At 71.3% G+C, this 19818-nt stretch carries 21 protein-coding genes and 1 riboswitch; of the genes, 12 read left to right on the plus strand and 9 right to left on the minus strand.

Going from position 1 to position 19818, the window contains the following annotated elements; translation table 11 throughout:
- Positions 1-67: 67 nt before the first annotated feature.
- Positions 68-1246, plus strand: coding sequence for an 8-amino-7-oxononanoate synthase (locus ACFVYR_RS08760; RefSeq protein WP_384253021.1), 1179 nt, complete (start codon positions 68-70; stop codon positions 1244-1246).
- 30 nt (positions 1247-1276) lie between these two features.
- On the opposite strand, the gene ACFVYR_RS08765 is transcribed toward ACFVYR_RS08760, so the two are convergent.
- Together ACFVYR_RS08765 and ACFVYR_RS08770 are read right to left on the minus strand one after the other, a co-directional pair.
- Positions 1277-1501: a DUF397 domain-containing protein gene (locus ACFVYR_RS08765; protein ID WP_384252855.1), complete on the minus strand. Its 225-nt coding sequence runs from the start codon at positions 1499-1501 to the stop codon at positions 1277-1279.
- A 9-nt stretch (positions 1502-1510) separates the two neighbouring features.
- Complete coding sequence (locus ACFVYR_RS08770; RefSeq protein ID WP_384252853.1) at positions 1511-2374, minus strand: helix-turn-helix domain-containing protein; 864 nt, start codon at positions 2372-2374, stop codon at positions 1511-1513.
- A 273-nt stretch (positions 2375-2647) separates the two neighbouring features.
- On the opposite strand from ACFVYR_RS08770, the gene ACFVYR_RS08775 reads away from it, so the two are divergent.
- Complete coding sequence (locus tag ACFVYR_RS08775; RefSeq protein WP_384252850.1) at positions 2648-3100, plus strand: ATP-binding protein; 453 nt, start codon at positions 2648-2650, stop codon at positions 3098-3100.
- A gap of 86 nt (positions 3101-3186) precedes the next feature.
- Here ACFVYR_RS08775 and ACFVYR_RS08780 read toward each other — a convergent pair whose 3' ends face one another.
- From ACFVYR_RS08780 to ACFVYR_RS08795, 4 genes are all read right to left on the minus strand, one after another.
- Positions 3187-3759 carry a DUF6328 family protein gene (locus ACFVYR_RS08780; protein ID WP_384252848.1) on the minus strand — a complete coding sequence of 191 codons (573 nt, stop codon included), beginning with the start codon at positions 3757-3759 and terminating at the stop codon, positions 3187-3189.
- Between the two features lie 87 nt (positions 3760-3846).
- Positions 3847-4320 (minus strand): C40 family peptidase, encoded by a 474-nt coding sequence (locus ACFVYR_RS08785; protein ID WP_384252846.1) that lies wholly within the window; start codon positions 4318-4320, stop codon positions 3847-3849.
- 3 nt (positions 4321-4323) lie between these two features.
- A riboswitch (cyclic di-AMP (ydaO/yuaA leader) is annotated at positions 4324-4495 on the minus strand.
- A gap of 363 nt (positions 4496-4858) precedes the next feature.
- A complete protein-coding gene (locus ACFVYR_RS08790; protein ID WP_384252843.1) occupies positions 4859-5167 on the minus strand; it encodes a hypothetical protein in 309 nt (102 codons plus the stop codon).
- 7 nt (positions 5168-5174) lie between these two features.
- Positions 5175-5810, minus strand: a complete 636-nt coding sequence (locus ACFVYR_RS08795) for an ATP-dependent Clp protease proteolytic subunit (protein ID WP_384252841.1) — start codon at positions 5808-5810, stop codon at positions 5175-5177.
- A 122-nt stretch (positions 5811-5932) separates the two neighbouring features.
- Between ACFVYR_RS08795 and ACFVYR_RS08800 the strand changes: the two genes are divergently transcribed.
- The 9 genes from ACFVYR_RS08800 (at position 5933) to ACFVYR_RS08840 (ending at position 13041) form a co-directional block, all read left to right on the plus strand.
- A complete protein-coding gene (locus ACFVYR_RS08800) occupies positions 5933-6211 on the plus strand; it encodes a type II toxin-antitoxin system Phd/YefM family antitoxin (RefSeq protein WP_384252839.1) in 279 nt (92 codons plus the stop codon).
- Positions 6212-6584: 373 nt separating this feature from the next.
- Positions 6585-6887: an urease subunit gamma gene (locus ACFVYR_RS08805; RefSeq protein WP_384252836.1), complete on the plus strand. Its 303-nt coding sequence runs from the start codon at positions 6585-6587 to the stop codon at positions 6885-6887.
- A gap of 49 nt (positions 6888-6936) precedes the next feature.
- On the plus strand, positions 6937-7248 hold the full coding sequence (locus tag ACFVYR_RS08810) for an urease subunit beta (protein WP_384253019.1): 312 nt from the start codon (positions 6937-6939) through the stop codon (positions 7246-7248).
- Positions 7241-8962 (plus strand): urease subunit alpha, encoded by a 1722-nt coding sequence (locus ACFVYR_RS08815; RefSeq protein WP_384252834.1) that lies wholly within the window; start codon positions 7241-7243, stop codon positions 8960-8962. Before ACFVYR_RS08810 ends, ACFVYR_RS08815 begins: the two co-directional genes overlap by 8 nt.
- Before the next feature lie 30 nt (positions 8963-8992).
- Positions 8993-9667, plus strand: a complete 675-nt coding sequence (locus ACFVYR_RS08820; RefSeq protein WP_384252832.1) for an urease accessory protein UreF — start codon at positions 8993-8995, stop codon at positions 9665-9667.
- 127 nt (positions 9668-9794) lie between these two features.
- Positions 9795-10478, plus strand: coding sequence for an urease accessory protein UreG (ureG, locus tag ACFVYR_RS08825; protein WP_384252829.1), 684 nt, complete (start codon positions 9795-9797; stop codon positions 10476-10478).
- A gap of 86 nt (positions 10479-10564) precedes the next feature.
- The gene (locus ACFVYR_RS08830) at positions 10565-11332 is read left to right on the plus strand and encodes an urease accessory protein UreD (RefSeq protein ID WP_384252827.1); all 768 of its coding nucleotides are present in this window, start codon (positions 10565-10567) and stop codon (positions 11330-11332) included.
- Between the two features lie 94 nt (positions 11333-11426).
- The gene (locus tag ACFVYR_RS08835; RefSeq protein WP_384252824.1) at positions 11427-12371 is read left to right on the plus strand and encodes an MBL fold metallo-hydrolase; all 945 of its coding nucleotides are present in this window, start codon (positions 11427-11429) and stop codon (positions 12369-12371) included.
- Between the two features lie 100 nt (positions 12372-12471).
- The gene (locus ACFVYR_RS08840) at positions 12472-13041 is read left to right on the plus strand and encodes an XRE family transcriptional regulator (protein ID WP_389611547.1); all 570 of its coding nucleotides are present in this window, start codon (positions 12472-12474) and stop codon (positions 13039-13041) included.
- Positions 13042-13069: 28 nt separating this feature from the next.
- Here the strand turns inward: ACFVYR_RS08840 and ACFVYR_RS08845 are convergent, their stop codons facing one another.
- From ACFVYR_RS08845 to ACFVYR_RS08855, 3 genes are all read right to left on the minus strand, one after another.
- Complete coding sequence (locus tag ACFVYR_RS08845; protein ID WP_384252818.1) at positions 13070-14149, minus strand: aromatic acid exporter family protein; 1080 nt, start codon at positions 14147-14149, stop codon at positions 13070-13072.
- Positions 14150-14435: 286 nt separating this feature from the next.
- Positions 14436-15299, minus strand: a complete 864-nt coding sequence (locus ACFVYR_RS08850; protein WP_384252815.1) for a SigB/SigF/SigG family RNA polymerase sigma factor — start codon at positions 15297-15299, stop codon at positions 14436-14438.
- Between the two features lie 136 nt (positions 15300-15435).
- The gene (locus ACFVYR_RS08855) at positions 15436-15612 is read right to left on the minus strand and encodes a hypothetical protein (protein WP_384252812.1); all 177 of its coding nucleotides are present in this window, start codon (positions 15610-15612) and stop codon (positions 15436-15438) included.
- A gap of 197 nt (positions 15613-15809) precedes the next feature.
- Here ACFVYR_RS08855 and ACFVYR_RS08860 point away from each other — a divergent pair, with 197 nt between their 5' ends.
- A complete protein-coding gene (locus ACFVYR_RS08860) occupies positions 15810-19787 on the plus strand; it encodes a hypothetical protein (RefSeq protein WP_384252809.1) in 3978 nt (1325 codons plus the stop codon).
- Positions 19788-19818: the final 31 nt, after the last annotated feature.

The following is a 19818-nucleotide window of genomic DNA, read 5'->3' on the forward strand; positions in this document are numbered from 1 at the left end:
AGGTGGCAGGACGGCTAGGGTCTGTGCAATGTCTACAAACAGGCACCCCGTGCCGGGCGCGTCCCCCATGCCGAGCGACCCGTCGGACGGTACGCCGGGCACCGCATCCGGCTCGGCGTTCGGCTGGCTCGACGAGCAGGCGCGGCTGCGGGCCGACGCCGGTCTCGTCCGCACCCTGCGCCCGCGCCCCGCCGACCCGGGCCTCCTCCTCGACCTGGCGGGAAACGACTACCTCGGTCTGACCAGGCACCCGGAGATCACCGAGGGCGCGGCCGCCGCGGCCCGGCGCTGGGGCGGCGGCGCCACCGGGTCCCGGCTCGTCACGGGCTCCACGGAACTGCACGCCGAACTGGAGCGGGAACTCGCCGACTTCTGCGGCTTCGAGGCGGCCCTCGTCTTCTCCTCCGGCTACGCGGCGAACCTCGCGGCCGTCACCGCCCTCGCCCCGCACGGTTCGCTGATCGTCTCCGACGCGGGCAACCACGCGTCGCTGATCGACGGTTGCCGGCTCGCGCGCGCGGCGACGCAGGTGGTCCCGCACGCCGACCCCGAGGCGGTGCGCAAGACGCTCGACGCCCACGGCGGCCCCGCCGTCATGGTGTCCGACTCGGTGTTCTCGGTGGACGGCGACATGGCTCCACTGGCCGAACTGGCCGCTGTCTGCCGCGAGTTCGGGGCGGGACTCATCGTCGACGACGCGCACGGGCTCGGTGTCCTCGGCGACGGCGGCCGGGGCGCCCCGCACGCCGCGGGGCTCGCGGGCGCGGACGACACCGTGGTCACCCTCACCCTCTCCAAGTCCCTCGGCAGCCAGGGCGGCGCCGTGCTCGGCCCCGCCCGGGTCATCGAGCACCTGGTGAACGCGGCCCGCACCTTCATCTTCGACACGGGCCTCGCCCCCGCCTCCGTCGGCGCGGCGCTCGCGGCCCTGCGCCTGCTGCGCCGCGAACCCGAGCGCGCCGCCCGCGCCCGCGAGGTCGCGGCCGAGCTGTATCGCCGCCTCACGGCGGAAGGTCTTTCGGCGGTACGTCCCGACGCCGCCGTCGTCTCCGTGCGCGCGCCTTCGCCCGAGCAGGCCGTCCGATGGGCCGCCGACTGCCGGGCCGAGGGCCTGGCCGTCGGCTGTTTCCGTCCGCCGTCGGTGCCGGACGGCATCTCACGGCTGCGGCTGACCGCCCGCGCGGACCTCTCCGACGCACAGATCGCCGGTGCCGTACGGGTGATCAGCCGCTGTGCACCCAGGTGACGCGTTCCGGGCCCGCGAGGGGCGGTCCGCTCACCGGAGGCTGTTGACGAACGTCTCCCAGGGGCCGGGGGAGAAGAGCAGGGCGGGCCCTGCGGTGTTCTTCGAGTCACGCACGGCTCGCAGGCCGGTCAGCGGACCCGAGTCGAGTGTGGCCGTCTCGACACAGTTGTTCATTCCGTTGCTGTAGTCGCTGCGCTGCCACTGCGCACCTTGAAGCATCGTGCTGGAAGGTACGTACCGAGGCATTGCGGTCATGGTGCCTCCTTACGCGCCGTCGCCTAGCCCGGCGATGAATTCCGTTGATTCCTCGGGTGAAAGCGCCTGTACCTGAAGGGAGTCGAAGGTCTCCGTGTAGGCCTGGAGGTCTTCTTTCCGTTCGAGGTAGAGGCTACTCGTCAAATGGTCGAGAACAACCACATCCAGATCAGCAATGTCCGGAAATGAAAAGATAACGAAAGAACCGATCAGGCCCGCATGCTCACCGGCGGCGTACGGCAACACCTGAAGCCGGACATGAGGCAGAAGGGACACCTCTCGCAACCGCGCCAACTGCCCCGCGTGAACCCGCGTCCCGCCCACCGGGCGCCGTAGCACCGCCTCGTCCAGGACCACGCTCAGCCGCAGCGGCGGATCCGCGCGCAACACGTCCTGGCGGGCCAGGCGCACCTCCACCAGCGCGTCGACCCGCTCCTCCGGCAGCCCGCCGAGCGCGGCCCGGGTGACCGCGCGGGCGTACTCCGGGGTCTGCAAAAGACCGGGGACCACACTGGTTTCGAGGGTGCGCACCCAACACGCCTGCGACTCGAGGCTGATGAAGTCGCGATAGGTGGCGGGCAGCAGGTCGCGATACGCCTTCCACCAGTGATGACGTCCCGTGCCGGGGTCGTCGGCGCCCGCGAACGCGACGAGCAGCTCACTGCGCCGGGAGTCCCGCACCCGGTACGTGGCGAGCAGCAGCCGCACGTCGGAGGCCTTCACGCCGCTGCGGCCCGTCTCGATCCGGCTCACTTTCGACTGGTGCCAGCCGAGCCGGGCCGCGGCCTGGCTGCTGGTGAGTCCCGCCTCGCCGCGCAGCGCGCGCAGTTCGGCACCGAGCTGGCGGCGACGCACCGCGGGGCCGTACTGCATGCCCGTCTCCTTCCGGCGGAGCCGTCGGATTCTCCCGGCGGCAGGGCGGGGCAGTAGGCGAGAGTAGAGGAACCGCGAGGCGTTCGCCCAAATACGTTCGGCAGTAGCAGAGTTCACCGCTTCGAGCGACAGATATATGCACATCTCGGTGGATCGCCGGGCGTGACCGGCCAAGGAGTGGCAGTCTGGCGCGAAGCACCAGTCCGGGACGGTCGTCGAGTCATCCGCCGAGAGTCGGCAGGCCGGTCCCGGTGGGAAAGGGACAGCGTCGCCATGGCAGACCACCAGGAAGCCTCCGTCACCCTGCCGAGTGATCCTGCCTCGGTCCCCGCGGCCCGGAAATACGTCTCGCGCGTGCTCAGCGAATGGGGCCTGCCCGGTGACGCCGAGGTGACCGACACGATCCGGCTCATCGTCTCCGAACTCGCCACCAACGCCGTGCAGCACACTCTCGGCCAGTCGCCCACCTTCACCGTGGACATCGAACTGGACCAGGACGAGCAACTGCGGATCGGCGTCACCGACAGTCACCCGCGCTACCCGAGACGACTGCCCGCGGCGGTCCAGCAGGACAACGGCCGTGGCATGGTCATCATCCGCTGGCTGACCGCGGAGTGCGGCGGCAGGCTCTCGGTCAGCCCCACCGACGAAGGGGGCAAGACCGTGTGGATCGCGCTGCCCTGGCGAGCGCCCGTCCAGCGCAAACACCGCGACGCCGCCCACTGACCGCGCGGCGGCTGCGTACCGTCCGCGTCCGCGTCGTCCGCGTCGTCCGCGTCGTCCGCGTCGTCCGCGCTGCCGTGGCTGTCACGTCACCGGCACCGCTCTCGGCGCATCGGGCCCGGTGCTCCTCCGCGAGCCGTTCCTGACGTCACGGCGGGCCTGGCCGGCGCCGTCCCGCCCTCATGAGCAGCGGGGCGTCGTACGAGGCGCGGCAGCACGCCCCACAGTCCGATACAGACCAGCAGCGTCCCGACGCCCGCGGCGGCCCCCGCGACCCGTCCCACCGTCACATCGACGACGAGCAGTACGGAGCCGGTGAGCGCCAGTACCAGCACGCCCAGGCCGACCCCGGCGAGCCGGGACGACACCCGCACGACGAGCGGCTTGGCGCGCTGCTGGAACAGCGACCGGTGCAGCGCCGCGGGGGCCGTGAACAGCGCCGCCGCGAGCACCGCGAGCAGCAGCGTCGTGACGTAGGTGCCGCGCTGCACGGCGTCCAGGGCCGGGAACCGCGAGGTGAAGGCGAGGGAGAGCAGAAAGGCGAACAGAATTTGCACGCCGGTCTGCGTCACCCTCAACTCCTGGAGCAGCTCCGCGAAGTTGCGGTCGGCGCGCTCCAGCGGCGTTTCGTTGCGGGCGGTACAGGAATGCTCGTCAGCCATCCGGTACGGATATCCCGGCCGACGCGTTCCAAGCACCGGTACCGGTACCGGGCGGCGCGAGGCATGCGCCGGCCGGCCGCGGCAGGGTCAGCGGACCCTCCCGTACCAGACGTTCTGGGACCAGATCTTCTCCAGGCGCACGAGGGTTCCGGTCTTCGGGGCGTGCCAGATGCGGTTGTTACCCGCGTAGATCCCGACGTGGTAGACGTTCCGCCCGGAGTGGAAGAACACCAGGTCGCCGCGGGTCCGCTGCGACCTGGAGATGTGCTTGGTCTTGTTGTACTGCCCGGCGGCGGTACGCGGCAGCTTCTTGCCCGTTCGCTTGAACGAGTAGAGCGTCAGGCCCGAGCAGTCGAAGCGGTTGGGCCCCACCGCTCCGTAACGGTACGGGGAGCCCTTCTTCGAAGCCGCGATCTGGAGCGCCTTGGTCCCATGGGTCGCTGCCTCGGCCTCCGAGGTGAGCCCGGGGGCCACGACGGTGCCGCCCACGACGGCGAGCGTGAGGACCGATGCGGCACCGGTCCTGCTGAGCAGCGACGGAACATGATTCAGCGCGGTCATGCGCAACCCTTCGTCAGCCGCCTGTGAAGGATGACCTGTCGGGTTCGGGCAGGCGAAGATGCCCGGCCGCGTCGTGCTCTGCGGCTTCACCCCAAGGGCGTCGTCCCGGACTTTCCGGGCGGGCCCGTCGTGCTGGGTCCTCCACTCCTGCCGTTGCAACCAATGTCGACCGGTCATCCGGGTGGCGGCAGGACTCGGCGTCCGCCCGGACCGCCCCGCCGCTGTGGCGGGGGCTTGTCGTCGGAAGGGATCTTGACCCGAAACAGGTCCGAAAACCGAGCCGAAACGGCCTTTTGTGAGGCTCCTCACGACTGACCTGTTCAGGTGGACACGGTCGAAATCGGTACCGGGACCCGCGGTCTGACGACGGCTCGACCAGCAGTGGAACGCGAAATTCCGAAGTTGCCGTAGCCGTCGGGCGCAAGTGGAGACCGCGTGGCAAAGGATGTTCGAATACGCCGTCCGGGGTAGCCCGACTGGTCCGTTTCGAAGCGGGCCGGGACGTGCCGGTGGCAGGAGGCGGGCGGCTGACGGGGGTTCAGGCGTCCGGGAGGGGTGGCACGGCGACCCGTCCGGCCCGCCGTTCGCCGTCGAGGACGCGCAAGGCCCGGGCGAGCGTGGGCGCGTGCACCTCACTCTCCCCCCGCCGGTGCATGAGGGCGAGTGCGTCCCGCAGGGCGGTCGCCCGGCCGACCAGCGCCTGGGCGGCGCGGAGTCCGCCATAGGTGTGTTCGGCGCGGGCCGGATTGATCCGGCCGAGCAGGTCGACGACTTCGAGGTAGCGGTCGATCAACTCCGCCTCGGCGCGTGTCAGGGCGGGCAGGGGCGGGAGTTCGGGCGGCAGCATCGGCGGTTCACCTCGGGTCCGGTGCGGTGAGCGAGGTCTTGCGGCTGGGAATGATCCGGTCCACGAGCCCGTACTCCACGGCCGCTCGGGCGTCGAGGATCTTGTCCCGCTCGATGTCCGCGGTGATGCGTTCCGGGCTCTGCCCCGTGTGCCGTACGAGCAGTTCCTCCAACAGCGCCCGGATCCGCAGCACTTCGGCCGCCTGGATCGCGAGGTCGCTCGCCTGCCCCTGGACCGGTTCGGAGAGGGCGGGCTGATGAATCAGCACGCGCGCACCGGGCAGCGCGGACCGCTTGCCGGGCGTGCCGGCGGCGAGCAGGACGGCGGCCGTCGACGCGGCCTGACCCAGACAGGTCGTCTCCACGTCGCAGCTGACGAACCGCATCGTGTCGTAGATCGCGGTCATCGCGCTGAACGAGCCGCCGGGGGAGTTGATGTACAGCGAGATGTCGCGGTCGGGCGCCTGGTATTCGAGGTGCATGAGCTGCGCCATCACATCGTTCGCCGACGTGGCGTCGATGGGGGTGCCGAGGAAGACGATGCGCTCTTCGAGGAGCTTGGAGTACGGGTCCATGGTCCGCGTCCCCGAACTGGTGCGTTCGGTGAACTCGGGCAGGACGTAACGGGCAGAAGGACGGTTCATGGCACGCCTCTCTTCCGCTGGTCGCGGCACGACCAGCCTACGTACAAAATGTACAGGACGTACGGAGCGTGGTGGAGTGCTCGGACTCGGAGCCCGGGAAACGCGGCGTCTAAGCTGGAGGCATGGCCTACGAGATTCCAGTGACGCAAGCCCGCGCAGAGCTCGCCGAGCTGATCAACCGCGTCGTGTACGGCGGCGAGCGGGTCGTCGTCACCCGGCACGGCAAGCCGCTCGTGGCGCTCGTCTCCGCCGAGGATCTGGAACGCCTCGAAGGGCTCGCGGACGCCGCGCAGGAGCGAACGGTCAGTACGGTCACCTCGGTCGGCTCCGTGTCGCCCGCGCCCTCGGAGCGCCGACGGTTCGGCATCGCGGCCGAGCACCGCGGACCCGACGCGACGTAGCCGAGTGGCACGGGGCGGGCGGCGCCAGGCGGGGCAGTGAGCCGCTTGCTTACGACTTCCGTCAGGAGTCCGCTCCTGACCGCCGAACTGACGGAATGTGTGTCAGAAGCCGGAGGGACCCGCGCGCCCCGAAACCGCCTCAAGGCATTGATCGGTATGGCGCAGCCCAGCTGATGGTCATGGATCAGTCAATGGCTGGTTAACCTCGTTGAAACTCCTCTCAACTACCTTCCCTGGGCACGCCACCAGCGGATTCTCTATCCGGGGTGCGCAAGATCGCGCACCTTCGCTGTGTGTTACATCTATATCCGTCGCGGTGGCCGCGGCAGCCGGACCCCGTACGGTCCGGAGTGAGAACTTTGAGGTGGGACGCGTGCAACTGACCCCGCACGAGCAGGAGAGACTGCTCATCCATGTGGCCGCGGACGTGGCCGAGAAACGAAGGGCGCGGGGGCTGCTGCTCAACCACCCCGAGGCCATCGCCCTCATCACCTCGCACATCCTCGAAGGGGCCCGCGACGGCCGCACCGTCGCCGAGCTCATGTCGTCAGGGCGGAAGGTCCTCACCCGTGACGACGTCATGCCGGGCATCCCGGAGATGATCCACGACGTCCAGGTCGAGGCCACCTTCCCGGACGGCACCAAGCTCGTCACTGTCCACGAGCCGATCGTCTGACGGGAGTTCGCGCCTCATGCATGCCGCAACGCACGGCACGGGCCGGGGGATGGTTCCCGGAGAGATCCTCTTCGCGGAGGACCCCGTCCTCTTCAACGAAGGCCGCGAGGTCACCCGCCTCACCGTCCTCAACGCCGCCGACCGCCCCGTCCAGGTCGGCTCCCACTACCACTTCGCCGAGGCCAACCCGGGGCTGGACTTCGACCGCGGCGCCGCGCACGGACTGCGGCTCAACGTCGCCGCGGGAACCGCCGTGCGCTTCGAGCCCGGAATCCCCGTCGACGTCGAACTCGTCCCGCTGGCCGGCAAGCGCGTCGTGCCCGGTCTGCGCGGCGAAACCGGAGGTGCCCTCGATGCCTGAGCTGTCCCGTGCCGCGTACGCCGATCTCTTCGGCCCCACCACCGGCGACCGGATACGACTCGCCGACACCGACCTCCTGATCGAGATCGAGGAGGACCGCTCGGGCGGTCCGGGACGCTCCGGTGACGAGTCGGTGTTCGGCGGCGGCAAGGTCATCCGCGAGTCGATGGGCCAGTCCCGCACCACCCGCGCCGAGGGCGCCCCGGACACCGTCATCACCGGCGCCGTGGTCATCGACCACTGGGGCATCGTCAAGGCGGACATCGGCATCCGCGACGGCCGGATCACCGGCATCGGCAAGTCCGGCAACCCGGACACGATGGACAACGTCCACCCCGACCTCGTCATCGGCCCGGAGACCGAGGTCATCGCGGGCAACGGCAAGATCCTCACCGCGGGCGGCATCGACACCCACATCCACTTCATCTCGCCGACCATCGTCGACGAGGCGCTGGCCTCGGGTGTCACCACCCTCTTCGGCGGCGGCACAGGACCCGCCGAGGGCAGCAAGGCGACCACCATCACCCCCGGCGCCTGGCACCTCGCCCGGATGTTCGCGGCGCTCGAATCCAGCCCGGTCAACATCGGGTTCCTCGGCAAGGGCAACACCGTCAACGCCGAATCGATGCACGCCCAGCTCCGTGCCGGCGCCGTCAGCTTCAAGATCCACGAGGACTGGGGCGCGACGCCCGCCGCCATCGACGCCTGCCTGAACGTCTGCGAGGAGACCGGCGCGCAGCTCGCCGTCCACACCGACACGTTGAACGAGGCGGGCTTCATCGACGCGACGTTCGACGCGGTCGCGGGCCGTACCCTGCACGCCTTCCACGTGGAGGGCGCGGGCGGCGGACACGCCCCCGACATGATCACGGCGGTCTCGCTCCCCAACATGCTGCCGAGCTCCACCAACCCGACCCGGCCGCACACCGTCAACACCGTCGAGGAGCACCTCGACATGCTGATGGTCTGCCACCACCTCAACCCGGCCGTCCCCGAGGACCTCGCCTTCGCCGAGTCCCGCATCCGGCCCACCACGATCGGGGCGGAGGACATCCTGCACGACCTCGGCGCCATCTCGATCATGTCCTCGGACTCCCAGGCCATGGGGCGCATCGGCGAGGTCATCATGCGGACCTGGCAGACCGCGCACGTGATGAAGCGGCGCCGCGGCTTCCTGCCCGGGGACACCCGCGCCGACAACCGCCGCGCGCGCCGTTATGTCGCCAAGTACACGATCAACGCGGCCGTAGCCCAGGGCATCGACCACGAGATCGGCTCGGTCGAGCCGGGCAAGCTCGCCGACCTGGTGCTGTGGGAACCGGCGTTCTTCGGCGTCAAGCCGCAGCTCGTCATCAAGGGCGGCCAGATCGCGTACGCGCAGATGGGTGACGCAAACGCCTCCATCCCGACCCCGCAGCCGGTCCTGCCGCGCCGCATGTACGGAGCCCATGGCAAGGCGCCGGGCCTCAACTCGATCAACTTCGTGACGCAGTCGGCACTGGACGACGGCCTCCCGGAACGCCTCGGCCTGGACAAGCCGTTCACCGCGATCCGCTCCACCCGCGGCCGCAGCAAGGCCGACATGCGCGAGAACGACGCGCTGCCCCGGGTCGAGGTCGCCCCCGACAGCTTCGCCGTCACCATCGACGGTGAGCTCGTCGAACCGTCACCCGCCGCCGAACTGCCGCTCGCCCAGCGGTACTTCCTCTTCTGACGGCCCCGAAGCGTTCAGGCGACGATTCCCATGTCACGAGCAGCACTCCTCGTCCTGGCCGACGGCCGCTTCCCCGCCGGGGGGCACGCACACTCCGGCGGGGCCGAGGCGGCCGTCAAGGCAGGCCGCGTCACCGGCGCCCCGAGCCTGGAAGCGTTCTGCAAGGGGCGGCTCCACACCTCCGGGCTCGTCTCGGCGGCCCTGGCCGCGGCGGCCGCCCTCGGCGTCGACCCGGAAGCCCTGGACGAGGCCGCGGACGCCCGCACGCCCTCGCCCGCCCTGCGGACGGCGGCGCGGCGGCTCGGCCGGCAGATGATGCGGGCCGCCCGCGCCACCTGGCCGCACCCCGAACTCGACGCACTGGCCCGGCGGTATCCCAAGGGGGCCCACCAGCCCGTCGTCCTCGGGCTGACCGCCCGCGCCGCCGGACTCGGGCCCAAGGATGCCGCGTACTGCTCGGCGTACGAAGGAGTCAGCGGCCCGGCGACGGCGACCGTGCGGCTGCTCAGCCTCGACCCCTTCGACGCCACGGCGGTCCTGGCCCGGCTCGCCCCTGACCTCGACCTCGTGGCCCAGCAGGCGGCCGACGCGGCGATACGCGCACTTCAGGAGGGGGTCGACGCGCTGCCCGCTGCGTCGGCGCCGCTCCTGGAGATCAGCGCGGAGGCCCATGCCGCATGGCCCGTGCGATTGTTCGCCTCGTAGCCGCCGTCCTGACCGACCGTCCGACCACCCCAGGGGCCACGCCCCACACGCCGCCGGTCTGAATGGCCCCGTCCGCGAACACCGGACGGGCCGACGTTCCCGACCGAGCCGAACCATTGGAGTTCCCATGCACCTCGACCACTCCCACGACGGCCCCGCCGCCGTCAGCGCCGACGCCCACCGCCCCGACGGGACCCGCCGCGCCCTGCGCATCGGCCTCGGCGGGCCGGTCGGCTCGGGGAAGACGGCGACGGTCGCCGCCCTCTGCCGCGAGCTGCGCGACACGCTCTCCCTCGCCGTCGTCACGAACGACATCTACACCCGTGAGGATGCCGAGTTCCTGCTGCGCGAGGCCGTCCTGCCGCCCGAGCGCATCACCGCCGTGGAGACCGGCGCCTGCCCGCACACCGCGATCCGCGACGACATCTCCGCCAACCTGGAGGCCGTGGAGGACCTGGAGGACGAGGTCGGCCCGCTCGACCTGATCCTGGTCGAGTCCGGCGGCGACAACCTCACGGCCACCTTCTCCAAGGGTCTCGTCGACGCCCAGATCTTCGTCATCGACGTCGCGGGCGGCGACGACATCCCGCGCAAGGGCGGCCCCGGCGTCTCCACGGCCGACCTGCTCGTCGTCAACAAGACCGACCTCGCCCCGCACGTCGGCTCCGACCTCGCCCGGATGGCCGCCGACGCCAAGGCGCAGCGCGCCGAACTCCCCGTGATCTTCCAGTCGCTGCGGACGGGCGACGGCGTCGGCCCCGTCGCCGCCTGGGTGCGCGAGCAGTACGCCGCATGGACCGCGTCGGCGTGACGGTGGAATTCGCCCTCCGGGGCGCACGGGAAGAAGCGGGGCAGGCGCCGACGGCGGCGAGGGTGCCCGGATCTGTCGTCGGGACCGTGACCGGGGTCGGTGGCGCGGGTATTCGTGCCACCGCCCGCGTCGAGGCGCGGGCCGACGACGACGGCCGCACCTCGCTGCCCGTCCTCGACGGCGAGGGCCCGCTCGCCCTGCGCCGCACCCGCTCCACCGGCGCCGCGGCGCACGTCACGCTCGTGGGCGCGATGAGCGGCCCGCTCGGCGGCGACCACCTCACCGTCGAGGCCGCCGCCCACCCGGGCTCGGCGCTGCACATCGCCTCGGCGGCGGCCACCATCGCCCTGCCGGGCCAGACCGAGGCGACGGCACGCTACGACGTCAGGCTCACGGTGGGCGAGGACGCCGAACTGCGCTGGCTGCCCGAGCAGTTGATCTCCGTGCTCGGCAGCGACCTGCGCGTCACCACGCGGGCCGACCTCGCCCCGGGCGCCCGTCTCGTGCTGCGCGAGGAGCAGGTCCTCGGCCGCACCGGCGAGGCCCCGGGCCGTCTCACCAGCCGCCTCACCGTCCGCCGCGCGGGCCGGATCCTCCTGGACCAGGAGCTGGCCTGCGGTCCTGGCGCGCCCGGCGGCTGGGACGGCCCCGCGGTGCTGGCCGGACATCGCGCGGTCGGCCAACTGGTCGTCGTGCGGCCGGAATTCGAGCGGCGCAAGCCCGATGCCGCGCCGCTGGGGGAGTGGGCCGCACTTACCCCGCTCGCGGGCCCCGGCGTCCTGGTGACCGCCGTCGCGCCGGATGCCCTCCTGGTCCGCAAGGCGATGGACGGGGCGCTGCGGCAGCTGGGCTGAACGCCGTGCCCGTGGCGGGGGCGCGGGGCGCGGAACAGATCGCTGTGTGCCACGCGACGTGCGAAGGAGTGTCCGAATCGGACAGAATGCGGCCATGAACCTCCCTACCCAGCTCACCGCGGTGACCGGCACCGACGAGCTCTTTCTGTGGACGCCCGAGGGCACGGGCCGTTGGGGCTACGCGAACTGTCTGTGGGTCATATCGGGGCCCGACGCGGCACTCATCGACACCCCCTATGACGGGCCGATGACCGAGGCGATGATCGCCGCGGCCGGGCCACGGCTCGGCGACCGTACGGTGGGGACCGTGGTCAACACCCATGCGAACGGTGACCACACCTTCGGCAACTTCCTGTTCCCCGACGCGGAGATCATCGCCACCCGTGCGGGCCTCGAACACCTCCATCACGAGCCGACCCCGCAGGAGATGGACGCACTCGTCCACCGTTCGCCGGCCGACGGACCCCTGGGCCAGTACCTGCGGGAGCACTTCGGCGTCTTCGACTTCGCTTCGGCGCGGTTGGCGGCCCCCACCAAGACCTTCTCCGGCCGGTACGCGTTCACCGTGGGCGACGCGGAGGTGGAGCTGTACGAGGTCGGTCCCGCCCACCACGTCGGCGACCTGGTGGCCCGCATCGGGGATGTGGTCTGCACCGGCGACGTCTTCTTCCACGGTGACCACCCTCCGCACTGGGCGGGCCCGCTGCAGAACATCATCAACGCGTGCGAGCTCGTCCTCGGTTTCGACCCGCGGGTCATCATCCCCGGGCACGGACGGCCGACCGACCAGGCCGGTCTCGAGGACCACCTGGTCTACCTCCGCACGGTGCAGCGTGAGGTGCGGCTGCGTCACGAGGCGGGCATGACCGCGGAGAAGGCGATGGAGGACTTGGTCCAACGCGGGTTCTATTCCCACCTGGGGATGACGGAGCGTCTCATGATCGTGATCTCGGTCGAGTACAGCCATCTCGACGGCGGATCCACACCTCCCACCGTCATGGAACTCGCGGGCCGGGCAGCGGCCTGGGCGTACCGGTAAGCCCCCCTTGTGCCGGGGTCCCGGAAGCCTGGCTTCCGTTGCTGGCTAGGCTTGGCACACGAGCTGTGACGCGCTGAGACCTATGAGTGACGCGACAGGGATGGGATGGCAAGTGCAACTGGGCAGGCGGGACTTAGAAGGACGAGCGCCGATATACGAGGCCTGGCGGACCGTCGTCGAAGGGGTCACGGGCGCGATGGCTTACATCGCCGACAGGCACTGGGACGTCGTGGCCTGCAACGCCGAGTTCCGGGCCCTCTTCCCCGACGGCCGGGCGCCGGCGAACATCATGCGATGGATGCTGCTGGACGACCGGGCCCGTGAGGGGACGCTGCTCAACTGGGCCGAGGACTGGGCGTGGGGAGCCTGCCCGGCCGTCCGGCGGGCCGTGACGAACGACCCGGCCGACCCCGAACTGGTGAACCTGGCCCACGACGTCCGGCACGATCCCGTCGCGGGCCCCATCTACCTGGCGACCGCGGCGGCGCACGCCCTGCACCCCGACGGCGCCGTGCGCCGGATCAACCACGCGGTGAGGGGGCCGGGCTGGGTGATCGCGACCGCCGCCAACCCGCTCCCCGAGATCGCCGCCCAGTTCGTGATGATGCAGTACCGGCCGGGACCGACCCGCCCCCACCAGCCCCCACCCCTGCGAAAGCGCGCCGGCTGACGGACGACGGGGGTACAGAGACAGGCTTTCAGTCGTCGGCCGTGTCCTTGAGTACGTCGCAGGCGTTCTGGAACTCCTCCATCAGACGGGTGGCCTCGACGACGAGGACCCCGTACGGGCGGGAGGCGTTGGCCAGCGGCAGCTCGTACTCCTGCGCCGCGGTGAGCACCTCCTGCAGCTGCTCCTGAGCGGCGGTGGCCAGTTTGCGCATCTCCTCGGCCTGGTCGGTGAGGACGTCGCTGTCGAGCTGCGTGGCGACATGAGCCATGTCACGCAGTCGCAGGGCGAAGTCCGCGTACGACTGGAGGAAGGGTGCGTAGTTGTAGGTGTCCTCCGTCTCGCGCCACCGGCTGAGACTGCGGGTGAGTGAGGACAACTGATAGCCCGCACGCTCCATGGCGTCCAGCGCCTGGCGGTAGCGGCCGAAGCTGAGGTAGGCCCGGTGCGCGGGCAGCAGCCGACGAGGGTTGAACGGCACGCTGTTCTCCGCCGTGTCAAGACCGGCGCGCGCCTGTCCGACGGCGTTCACGACCCGTTCCCCCGACGTGCGCCACTGCTCGGCACGCTCTGCGTCGACCTCCCCGCTGCACAGGCCGTCGGCCATGTCGGCCAGCAGGGTCTTCATCTCGGCGGCCAGGACGTGCAGGCCCTGCTCCGCGCTGCGGTAGCGCAGCGGGGGAGCGACGCACATGTTCACGAGCAGCCCGATGCCGCAGCCGACGGCGACGAGAAGGATGATCTGCCCGAGCTGGAGGGCCCTGTCGGCGTTCGTGGTGGCCGTCGTATAGGTGGAGAAGGCGAAGAACGCCGCCGTGGCGACCTGGGACCGCTGCTCGCCCAGGGCGGGCCACTGGCCCACCACCAGCGCGATCACCGCGACCATGACAAACGCGAACAGGTCGGGTCCTGCCGTGAAACCGATGGCCGACTGCACCGCCACCCCGACGATGACCGCGGCGATGTAGCGCAGCGTCTGCCACAACGACTTGTAGATCGTGACGTTCATGGTCAGCGTCGCGGAGAACGGCGCGAACGCCGGTGACGTCGCGTGCAGCAGATCGTGCGCGACCCACCACGCCAGCGTCGCCGCCAGCACACTCTTGCCCACCAGCAGGCTCGTGCTGCGCTCATGCCCGGACGAACTCCACGCGCGTGTCACCCACGCCCAACCGCTCCGCACCCGACCCACCACGCGCTCTGTTCTTCCTCTCCACACCGGGCCCAGCCAGTCAAGGGCCGGAACAGGACAGGTAACCACAGCGAGGACGGTGAAACGGGGAGGAGCCGCCCTGCCGGTTTTTCGCGGCACCGACTTTGACCAGCACAGACGCTGCCCCCGTGCGTCATTGCGCACGGGGGCAGCGGCTGGCTGATAAAGTGGGGGAGGGCCTTGCTTACTCGCTCGTCAGCAGGCCGGCGCGGAGCTTGGCCACCACGCGGCTGATGAGGCGCGAGACGTGCATCTGCGAGCAGCCCAGCGCGTCGGCGATCTGCTGCTGGGTCTGCTCCTCGACGAAGCGGAGGTGGATCAGGGTGCGGTCCCGCTCGTCGAGGTCCGCGATGAGCGGGGCGAGGGAGTGGAAGTTCTCGACGAGTTCGAAGGAGTACTCGTCGACCCCGATGAAGTCGGCCAGCGCCGTGTCGGACTCGTCGTCGGCGCTGTTGACGGCCGCGTCCAGGGAGACCGCGTTGTAGCCGTTGGACGCCTTCTGCGCCTCCGTGACCTCGGCGGGCTCCAGCTGCATCAGCTCCGCGAGCTCCGCCGTGGACGGCATGCGGCCCAGCCGGGTGCGCAGCTCCTCCGTGGCCTTGGAAAGCTCGATGCGCGCCTCCTGCAGTCGGCGCGGCACATGCACGGCCCAGGACGTGTCGCGGAAGAACCGCTTGATCTCGCCCGTGATGTACGGAACGGCGAAGGACGTGAACTCGACCTCACGCGTCAGTTCGAACCGGTCGATCGCCTTGATCAGGCCGATGGTGCCGACCTGGACGATGTCCTCCATCTCCTGCTGCCCACGGTGCTTGAACCGCGAGGCCGCGTACTGCACGAGTGAGAGGTTCACCTCGATCAGGCAATTGCGCACGTACTGGTATTCGCTCGTGCCCTCTTCGAGCTGGGTCAGGCGGTCGAACAACCGCTTGCCGACCTCACGCGCGTCCCTCGGCGCGATGGAAGAAGGGTCCGTGTACGCGCGCTCCACGAGGTCTGTCTCGGTCTGAGTCCCCTGGGCCTGATCCTGCGCCGCCACGGTGATCATTGAGTCCCACCCTTTCGCATTCGGACTTGTTGCTGGCCTCCCCGTAGCGGCGCGGTTACCCGTGAAACCGAGAGGTATACCTGCAACTTGCAGTGACTTTTTCGGCGCCGCCGGATCCGCTGTCGCGGACTGCTCCTCAGCGGGCCGGGCGGCGCACGAGAATCGCGAGCGTCTGGCGCGCGTCCCGGCGCCGCTCCGGGCTGCGGGAGAAGACCGAGGTGGCGGCGGTGACGGCCACGCACCCGGTGTAGAGGACGCCGGCGGCGCCGGCGAGCTGGGTGCCGGTGAAGAGCAGTGCGGGGAGCGTGGACATGGGCTGCGTACCTCCTGGGGTGAGCCACCGGCGCTCGTCTTCGCCGAGTGGTCGTGGCCCCGTTCTCCGCCGTCCGGCGGGTTTCCGGCGATTCCGTGCCGTGCGGGATCATGCCCAGTAGCCTGGCCAGTCCACGTCTACGGGCCTTTCCGGGGGGTTTACGGGCGCCGAGCCCCGGACGGGGGAGGAGGGCGGAATTGACCACCGCTCGGTCGGATCTTCAGGAGTTCCAGGGTGCGCTGCAGCGCCTGTGGGAGGCGGCGGGCAAGCCTCCGTACAGTGCGCTTCTGCGGCTCGATGACCGGGAGTTCGGCGTTCAGACGGTCAGTTCCCAGAGCCTGAGCGACTGGTTCACCGGCAAGAGCGCCCCGTCCGAGCAGCGAACGAAGTACGCCCACGCTCTGATACGTCACCTGGCCGCCCGCGCACCGCGATGGGGCCCCGAGGGCAGGCAGCAGCTGGGCATACGTCAGATGGAGTCGCTGCTGGCGAGGGCGCAGGCCGAGCGGAGACGGAACCGCGGCGGGCGCCCGCGCACGGCGGCCCGGCCCGAGGGACGCGCCCCGACGCGTGCCCCGATGCGTGCCCCTGTGCGGACGGAGAACGACCCGGCTCCGGCGGGACCGGACGGCGCGGGCCGGCAGGACGTATCGCGGGAGCGCCTCGCGGTGGCCGGGCGCGGGGTCGGCCACGCGGGCGAGCCCGGCGACTACTTCGTCGGCCGGACCACCGCCCTCACGTCGCTCGTCTCCTGGCTGAACCAGGAGCACGACCGCAAGGCCCGGGTGGTCACCGGCTCGCCGGGCATGGGCAAGTCCGCCCTGCTGGGCCGGCTGCTCGCTCTCACCGATCCGGCGACCGCCGTGCCGGACACCACGACCGCGGACACGGCCGACGAACGGGCCCCAGACGTGACCGACGACACGGCCGACCCCGACGCCGACCCCACCGCCGTCCTGCGGCCCCGGCCGGTCACCGTGGTCCTCGACGCACACCACACCACCCTCGACGCGCTCACCGGCGACCTGGCCGAGGCCGTCTCGGGCCGACGCGAGACGTCCCCCGACGCCCTCCTGCGGCACCTGCGGACACGGACCGAACCGGTCACGATCCTGGTCGACGCGCTGGACGAGGCGGGGCCCGCGGGCGGTGGCCAGGAGGCCGTCCGCATCGCACACGAACTCCTGCGGCCGCTGTCCGCGATGCGCGGCGTACGTCTCGTCGTCGGCACGCGCCGCCCCCTCGTCGACGCCCTGGGCCCCGCCGTGACCGTGCTCGACCTGGACGAGGAGCGGTGGGCCGACCCGCGGGACATCGCCGACTACGCCGCCCGTCTCCTCCTCGACCGCGCCGACCCGGACAGCCGCTCGCCCTACCGCGACCGCCCCGGGCTCGCCCGGACGGTCGCCGACGGAATCGCCGCACGGGCCGGCCGCTGCTTCCTGGTGGCGCGGATGACGGCCCGCTACCTGGTCGATGGCCAGCTGGCCATCGACACCGAACGGCCGGGCTGGCGGGACGAGTTGCCGTCCGACGTCGGGCAGGCCTTCGCCGCGTACCTGCGTCGCTTCGGGCCGGACGAGCAGCGGGTGCGGCGCCTCCTCACCGCCCTCGCCCATGCCCAGGGCGCAGGCCTGCCCGAGTCCCTGTGGGCGCCGGTCGCCGAGGAACTCTCCGGCAGGCCGTGCGCACACGAGGACATCGACTGGGCCCGACGGGAGCACGCGTCCGCCTACGTCTACGTCACGGCGACCGCGTCCGGGCCGGTCTTCCGGCTCTTCCACGAAGCTCTCGCGGAATACCTGCGCGGGTCCCGCGGGGACCGCGCGGCTCATGTGAGGATCACCGGGGCGCTGCGTCGTCTCGTGCCCGCTCCCGCACAGGGCGCCGCCCGCGACTGGCCCGGCGCCGATCCCTACATCCTGCGCCACCTCGCCGCACACGCCGTCGCGGCCGGGCAGCTGGACGACCTCCTGGGGGACGCCGAGTACCTCGTGCACGCCGACCCGCGCGGCCTCACCCCGCATCTGCACCGCGCGGACACCGCGTCGGGCCGGCTGGTGGCGGCGGTCTACCGCACCTCCGTCCACCTCCACGCGGACGCCTCACCCGGCCCGCGCCGCCAGATCCTCGCCCTCGACGCCGCACGCGCGGGCGCCACCTCCCTGCAACGGCAACTCAACGAACGTATTCCGGCAGGAAATTGGGTCCCCCGGTGGGCCACCGGAGCCGACATCTCTCCCACGCTGCGCCACACCTTCACCGAGCACACCGACATGGCGGACGCCGTGGCGTGCACCGTTCTCGACGGGCGCCCCGTCGCGGTGACGGGAGGCCGCGACGGCACGGTGCTGGTGTGGGACCTGGCCTCGGCGAACCTCGTCCACCCGCCCCTGACCGGGCACACCGACCGGGTGCAGGCCGTCGCCTGTACGGACCTCGACGGCAGGCCCGTCGCCGTGTCCGCGGGCCGGGACCTGACGCTGCGGGTCTGGGACCTCGCCTCCGGCGGACTCCTCGGCGCACCCATGACGGGGAACAGGGACTGGGTGCAGGCGATGGCGTGCGTGGACTGGGACGGCAGCCCCCTCGCGGTGACCGGGGGATACGACGGAACCGTACTGGTGTGGGATCTGGCGACCGGTGCGCTGATCGACCCGCCCCTGACGGGGCACACGGGTCCGGTCAACGCCGTGGCGTGCACGACGCTCGACGGCACGCCCGTCGCGGTGACCGCCGGCACCGACATGACGGTACGCACCTGGAACCTGGCCACCGGCACACCGTTGGGCCCACCCCTGCAGGGGAAGCCCGAGAGTGTCGATGCCGTGGCGTGCACGTTCCTTGACGCCCGGCCCGTCGCCGTGGCCTGCGCGGGCGGCACCCTGCAGGTGTGGGACCTGGCCACCCACGCCCCGCTGGGCGATCCCATGACGGTGCACAAGTACAGGGCGGACGCGGTGGCGTGCTCGACGCTCGACGGCATGCCCGTCGCGGTGGTCGCCAGTGCATACGACGGGCGGGCGCAGATATGGGACCTGACGACCCGGAGCCTGCTCGGCCGACCCGTGACCGGGCATACGCGCCAGGTGCACGCGGTGGCTTGCGCGGTGCTCGACGGGCGTCCCGTCGGTGTGACCGGCGGCGACGACAGGACGGTGCGGGTCTGGGATCTCGCGGTCGCCCCGCCGGCCGGCCGACTCGCAGGTGGCGACAGCGGCACGGTGAAAGCGGTCGCGTGCACCGTTCTGAACGACAGACACGTCGCGGTCTCCGGCGACGACCACGGCGTGGTGCGGGTCCGGGACGTGGCCACCGGCGCGCCGGTCGGACCGCCCGTGACCGACGGGATGACCGACGTTCAGTCCGTGGCGTGCATGGATCTCGACGGCAGGCCGGTCGTCGTGACCGGCGGCACGGAGCGGCGGGGCTTCGCCGAAGAGGGGCATGTACGGGTGCGGGATCTGGCCTCCGGCGCACCTCTCGGCCCGCCCGTGCCCGTAAGAGGTTTCACGGTGGACGCGGTGACGTGTACCCGCCTCGACGGAGTGCCCGTCGCCGTGACCTGCGTGGGGTGGGGCCGGATAAGCATGTTCGGCCTGGTTTCCGGCAGACAGGTCGGCCCGGCCGCCGACCGGATCGGCGCGAGCCGCATCCCCTATGAGTTCATGCAGAGGATGGATTGCACGGACATCGACGGCAGACCGGTCATCGTGACCGGTGGCGACGGAGAAACGGTACGGGTGCGGGACCTGGCATCCAGCGCGCTGGTCGGCCGGACCCGGGGCGGCCCCGAGGGCTCGGTGAGCAAGTACTCGATAACCGCGCTGGTCTGCATGACCCGCGCCGGTCGGCCCGTGGCCGTCACCGGAAGCAGCGGTGGCACAGTACGGCTCTGGTACCTGACGGGTCGCGTCCTGCCCGGCCGGACGCTGGGCGCGGACATCGGCCGTGTGCAGGCGATGGCGTGCGCCGATGTCGAGGGCACGCCGGTCGTCGCGGCGGTCGGCGGGCACGAGACGGTGCACGTCTGGGACTTGGCACGGTGCGAGCTCATGGGCCGCATCGGCGCGAAGGGCGTCCGCTGCGTCACGGTCACCACGGACGGGCACATCGTCCTCGGCATGGGGCGCGATGTCGCGGTGTTCACGTGGCGGCCCCGGCCCGCGCATTGAGCGTCGTACCCGCCCCGACGGCCTGGACGGG

Origin of the sequence: Streptomyces sp. NPDC058284, assembly GCF_042881135.1 — a bacterium.
GTDB lineage: Bacteria > Actinomycetota > Actinomycetes > Streptomycetales > Streptomycetaceae > Streptomyces.

Excerpts from the sequence above, each read along its gene's own strand:
- ACFVYR_RS08760 (WP_384253021.1), top strand. The coding sequence starts at position 68 with ATGCCGAGCGACCCGTCGGACGGTACGCCGGGCACCGCATCCGGCTCG.
- ACFVYR_RS08765 (WP_384252855.1), bottom strand. The coding sequence starts at position 1,501 with ATGACCGCAATGCCTCGGTACGTACCTTCCAGCACGATGCTTCAAGGT.
- ACFVYR_RS08770 (WP_384252853.1), bottom strand. The coding sequence starts at position 2,374 with ATGCAGTACGGCCCCGCGGTGCGTCGCCGCCAGCTCGGTGCCGAACTG.
- ACFVYR_RS08775 (WP_384252850.1), top strand. The coding sequence starts at position 2,648 with ATGGCAGACCACCAGGAAGCCTCCGTCACCCTGCCGAGTGATCCTGCC.
- ACFVYR_RS08780 (WP_384252848.1), bottom strand. The coding sequence starts at position 3,759 with ATGGCTGACGAGCATTCCTGTACCGCCCGCAACGAAACGCCGCTGGAG.
- ACFVYR_RS08785 (WP_384252846.1), bottom strand. The coding sequence starts at position 4,320 with ATGACCGCGCTGAATCATGTTCCGTCGCTGCTCAGCAGGACCGGTGCC.
- ACFVYR_RS08790 (WP_384252843.1), bottom strand. The coding sequence starts at position 5,167 with ATGCTGCCGCCCGAACTCCCGCCCCTGCCCGCCCTGACACGCGCCGAG.
- ACFVYR_RS08795 (WP_384252841.1), bottom strand. The coding sequence starts at position 5,810 with ATGAACCGTCCTTCTGCCCGTTACGTCCTGCCCGAGTTCACCGAACGC.
- ACFVYR_RS08800 (WP_384252839.1), top strand. The coding sequence starts at position 5,933 with ATGGCCTACGAGATTCCAGTGACGCAAGCCCGCGCAGAGCTCGCCGAG.
- ACFVYR_RS08810 (WP_384253019.1), top strand. The coding sequence starts at position 6,937 with ATGGTTCCCGGAGAGATCCTCTTCGCGGAGGACCCCGTCCTCTTCAAC.
- ACFVYR_RS08815 (WP_384252834.1), top strand. The coding sequence starts at position 7,241 with ATGCCTGAGCTGTCCCGTGCCGCGTACGCCGATCTCTTCGGCCCCACC.
- ACFVYR_RS08820 (WP_384252832.1), top strand. The coding sequence starts at position 8,993 with ATGTCACGAGCAGCACTCCTCGTCCTGGCCGACGGCCGCTTCCCCGCC.
- ureG (WP_384252829.1), top strand. The coding sequence starts at position 9,795 with ATGCACCTCGACCACTCCCACGACGGCCCCGCCGCCGTCAGCGCCGAC.
- ACFVYR_RS08835 (WP_384252824.1), top strand. The coding sequence starts at position 11,427 with ATGAACCTCCCTACCCAGCTCACCGCGGTGACCGGCACCGACGAGCTC.
- ACFVYR_RS08840 (WP_389611547.1), top strand. The coding sequence starts at position 12,472 with ATGGGATGGCAAGTGCAACTGGGCAGGCGGGACTTAGAAGGACGAGCG.
- ACFVYR_RS08850 (WP_384252815.1), bottom strand. The coding sequence starts at position 15,299 with ATGATCACCGTGGCGGCGCAGGATCAGGCCCAGGGGACTCAGACCGAG.
- ACFVYR_RS08855 (WP_384252812.1), bottom strand. The coding sequence starts at position 15,612 with ATGTCCACGCTCCCCGCACTGCTCTTCACCGGCACCCAGCTCGCCGGC.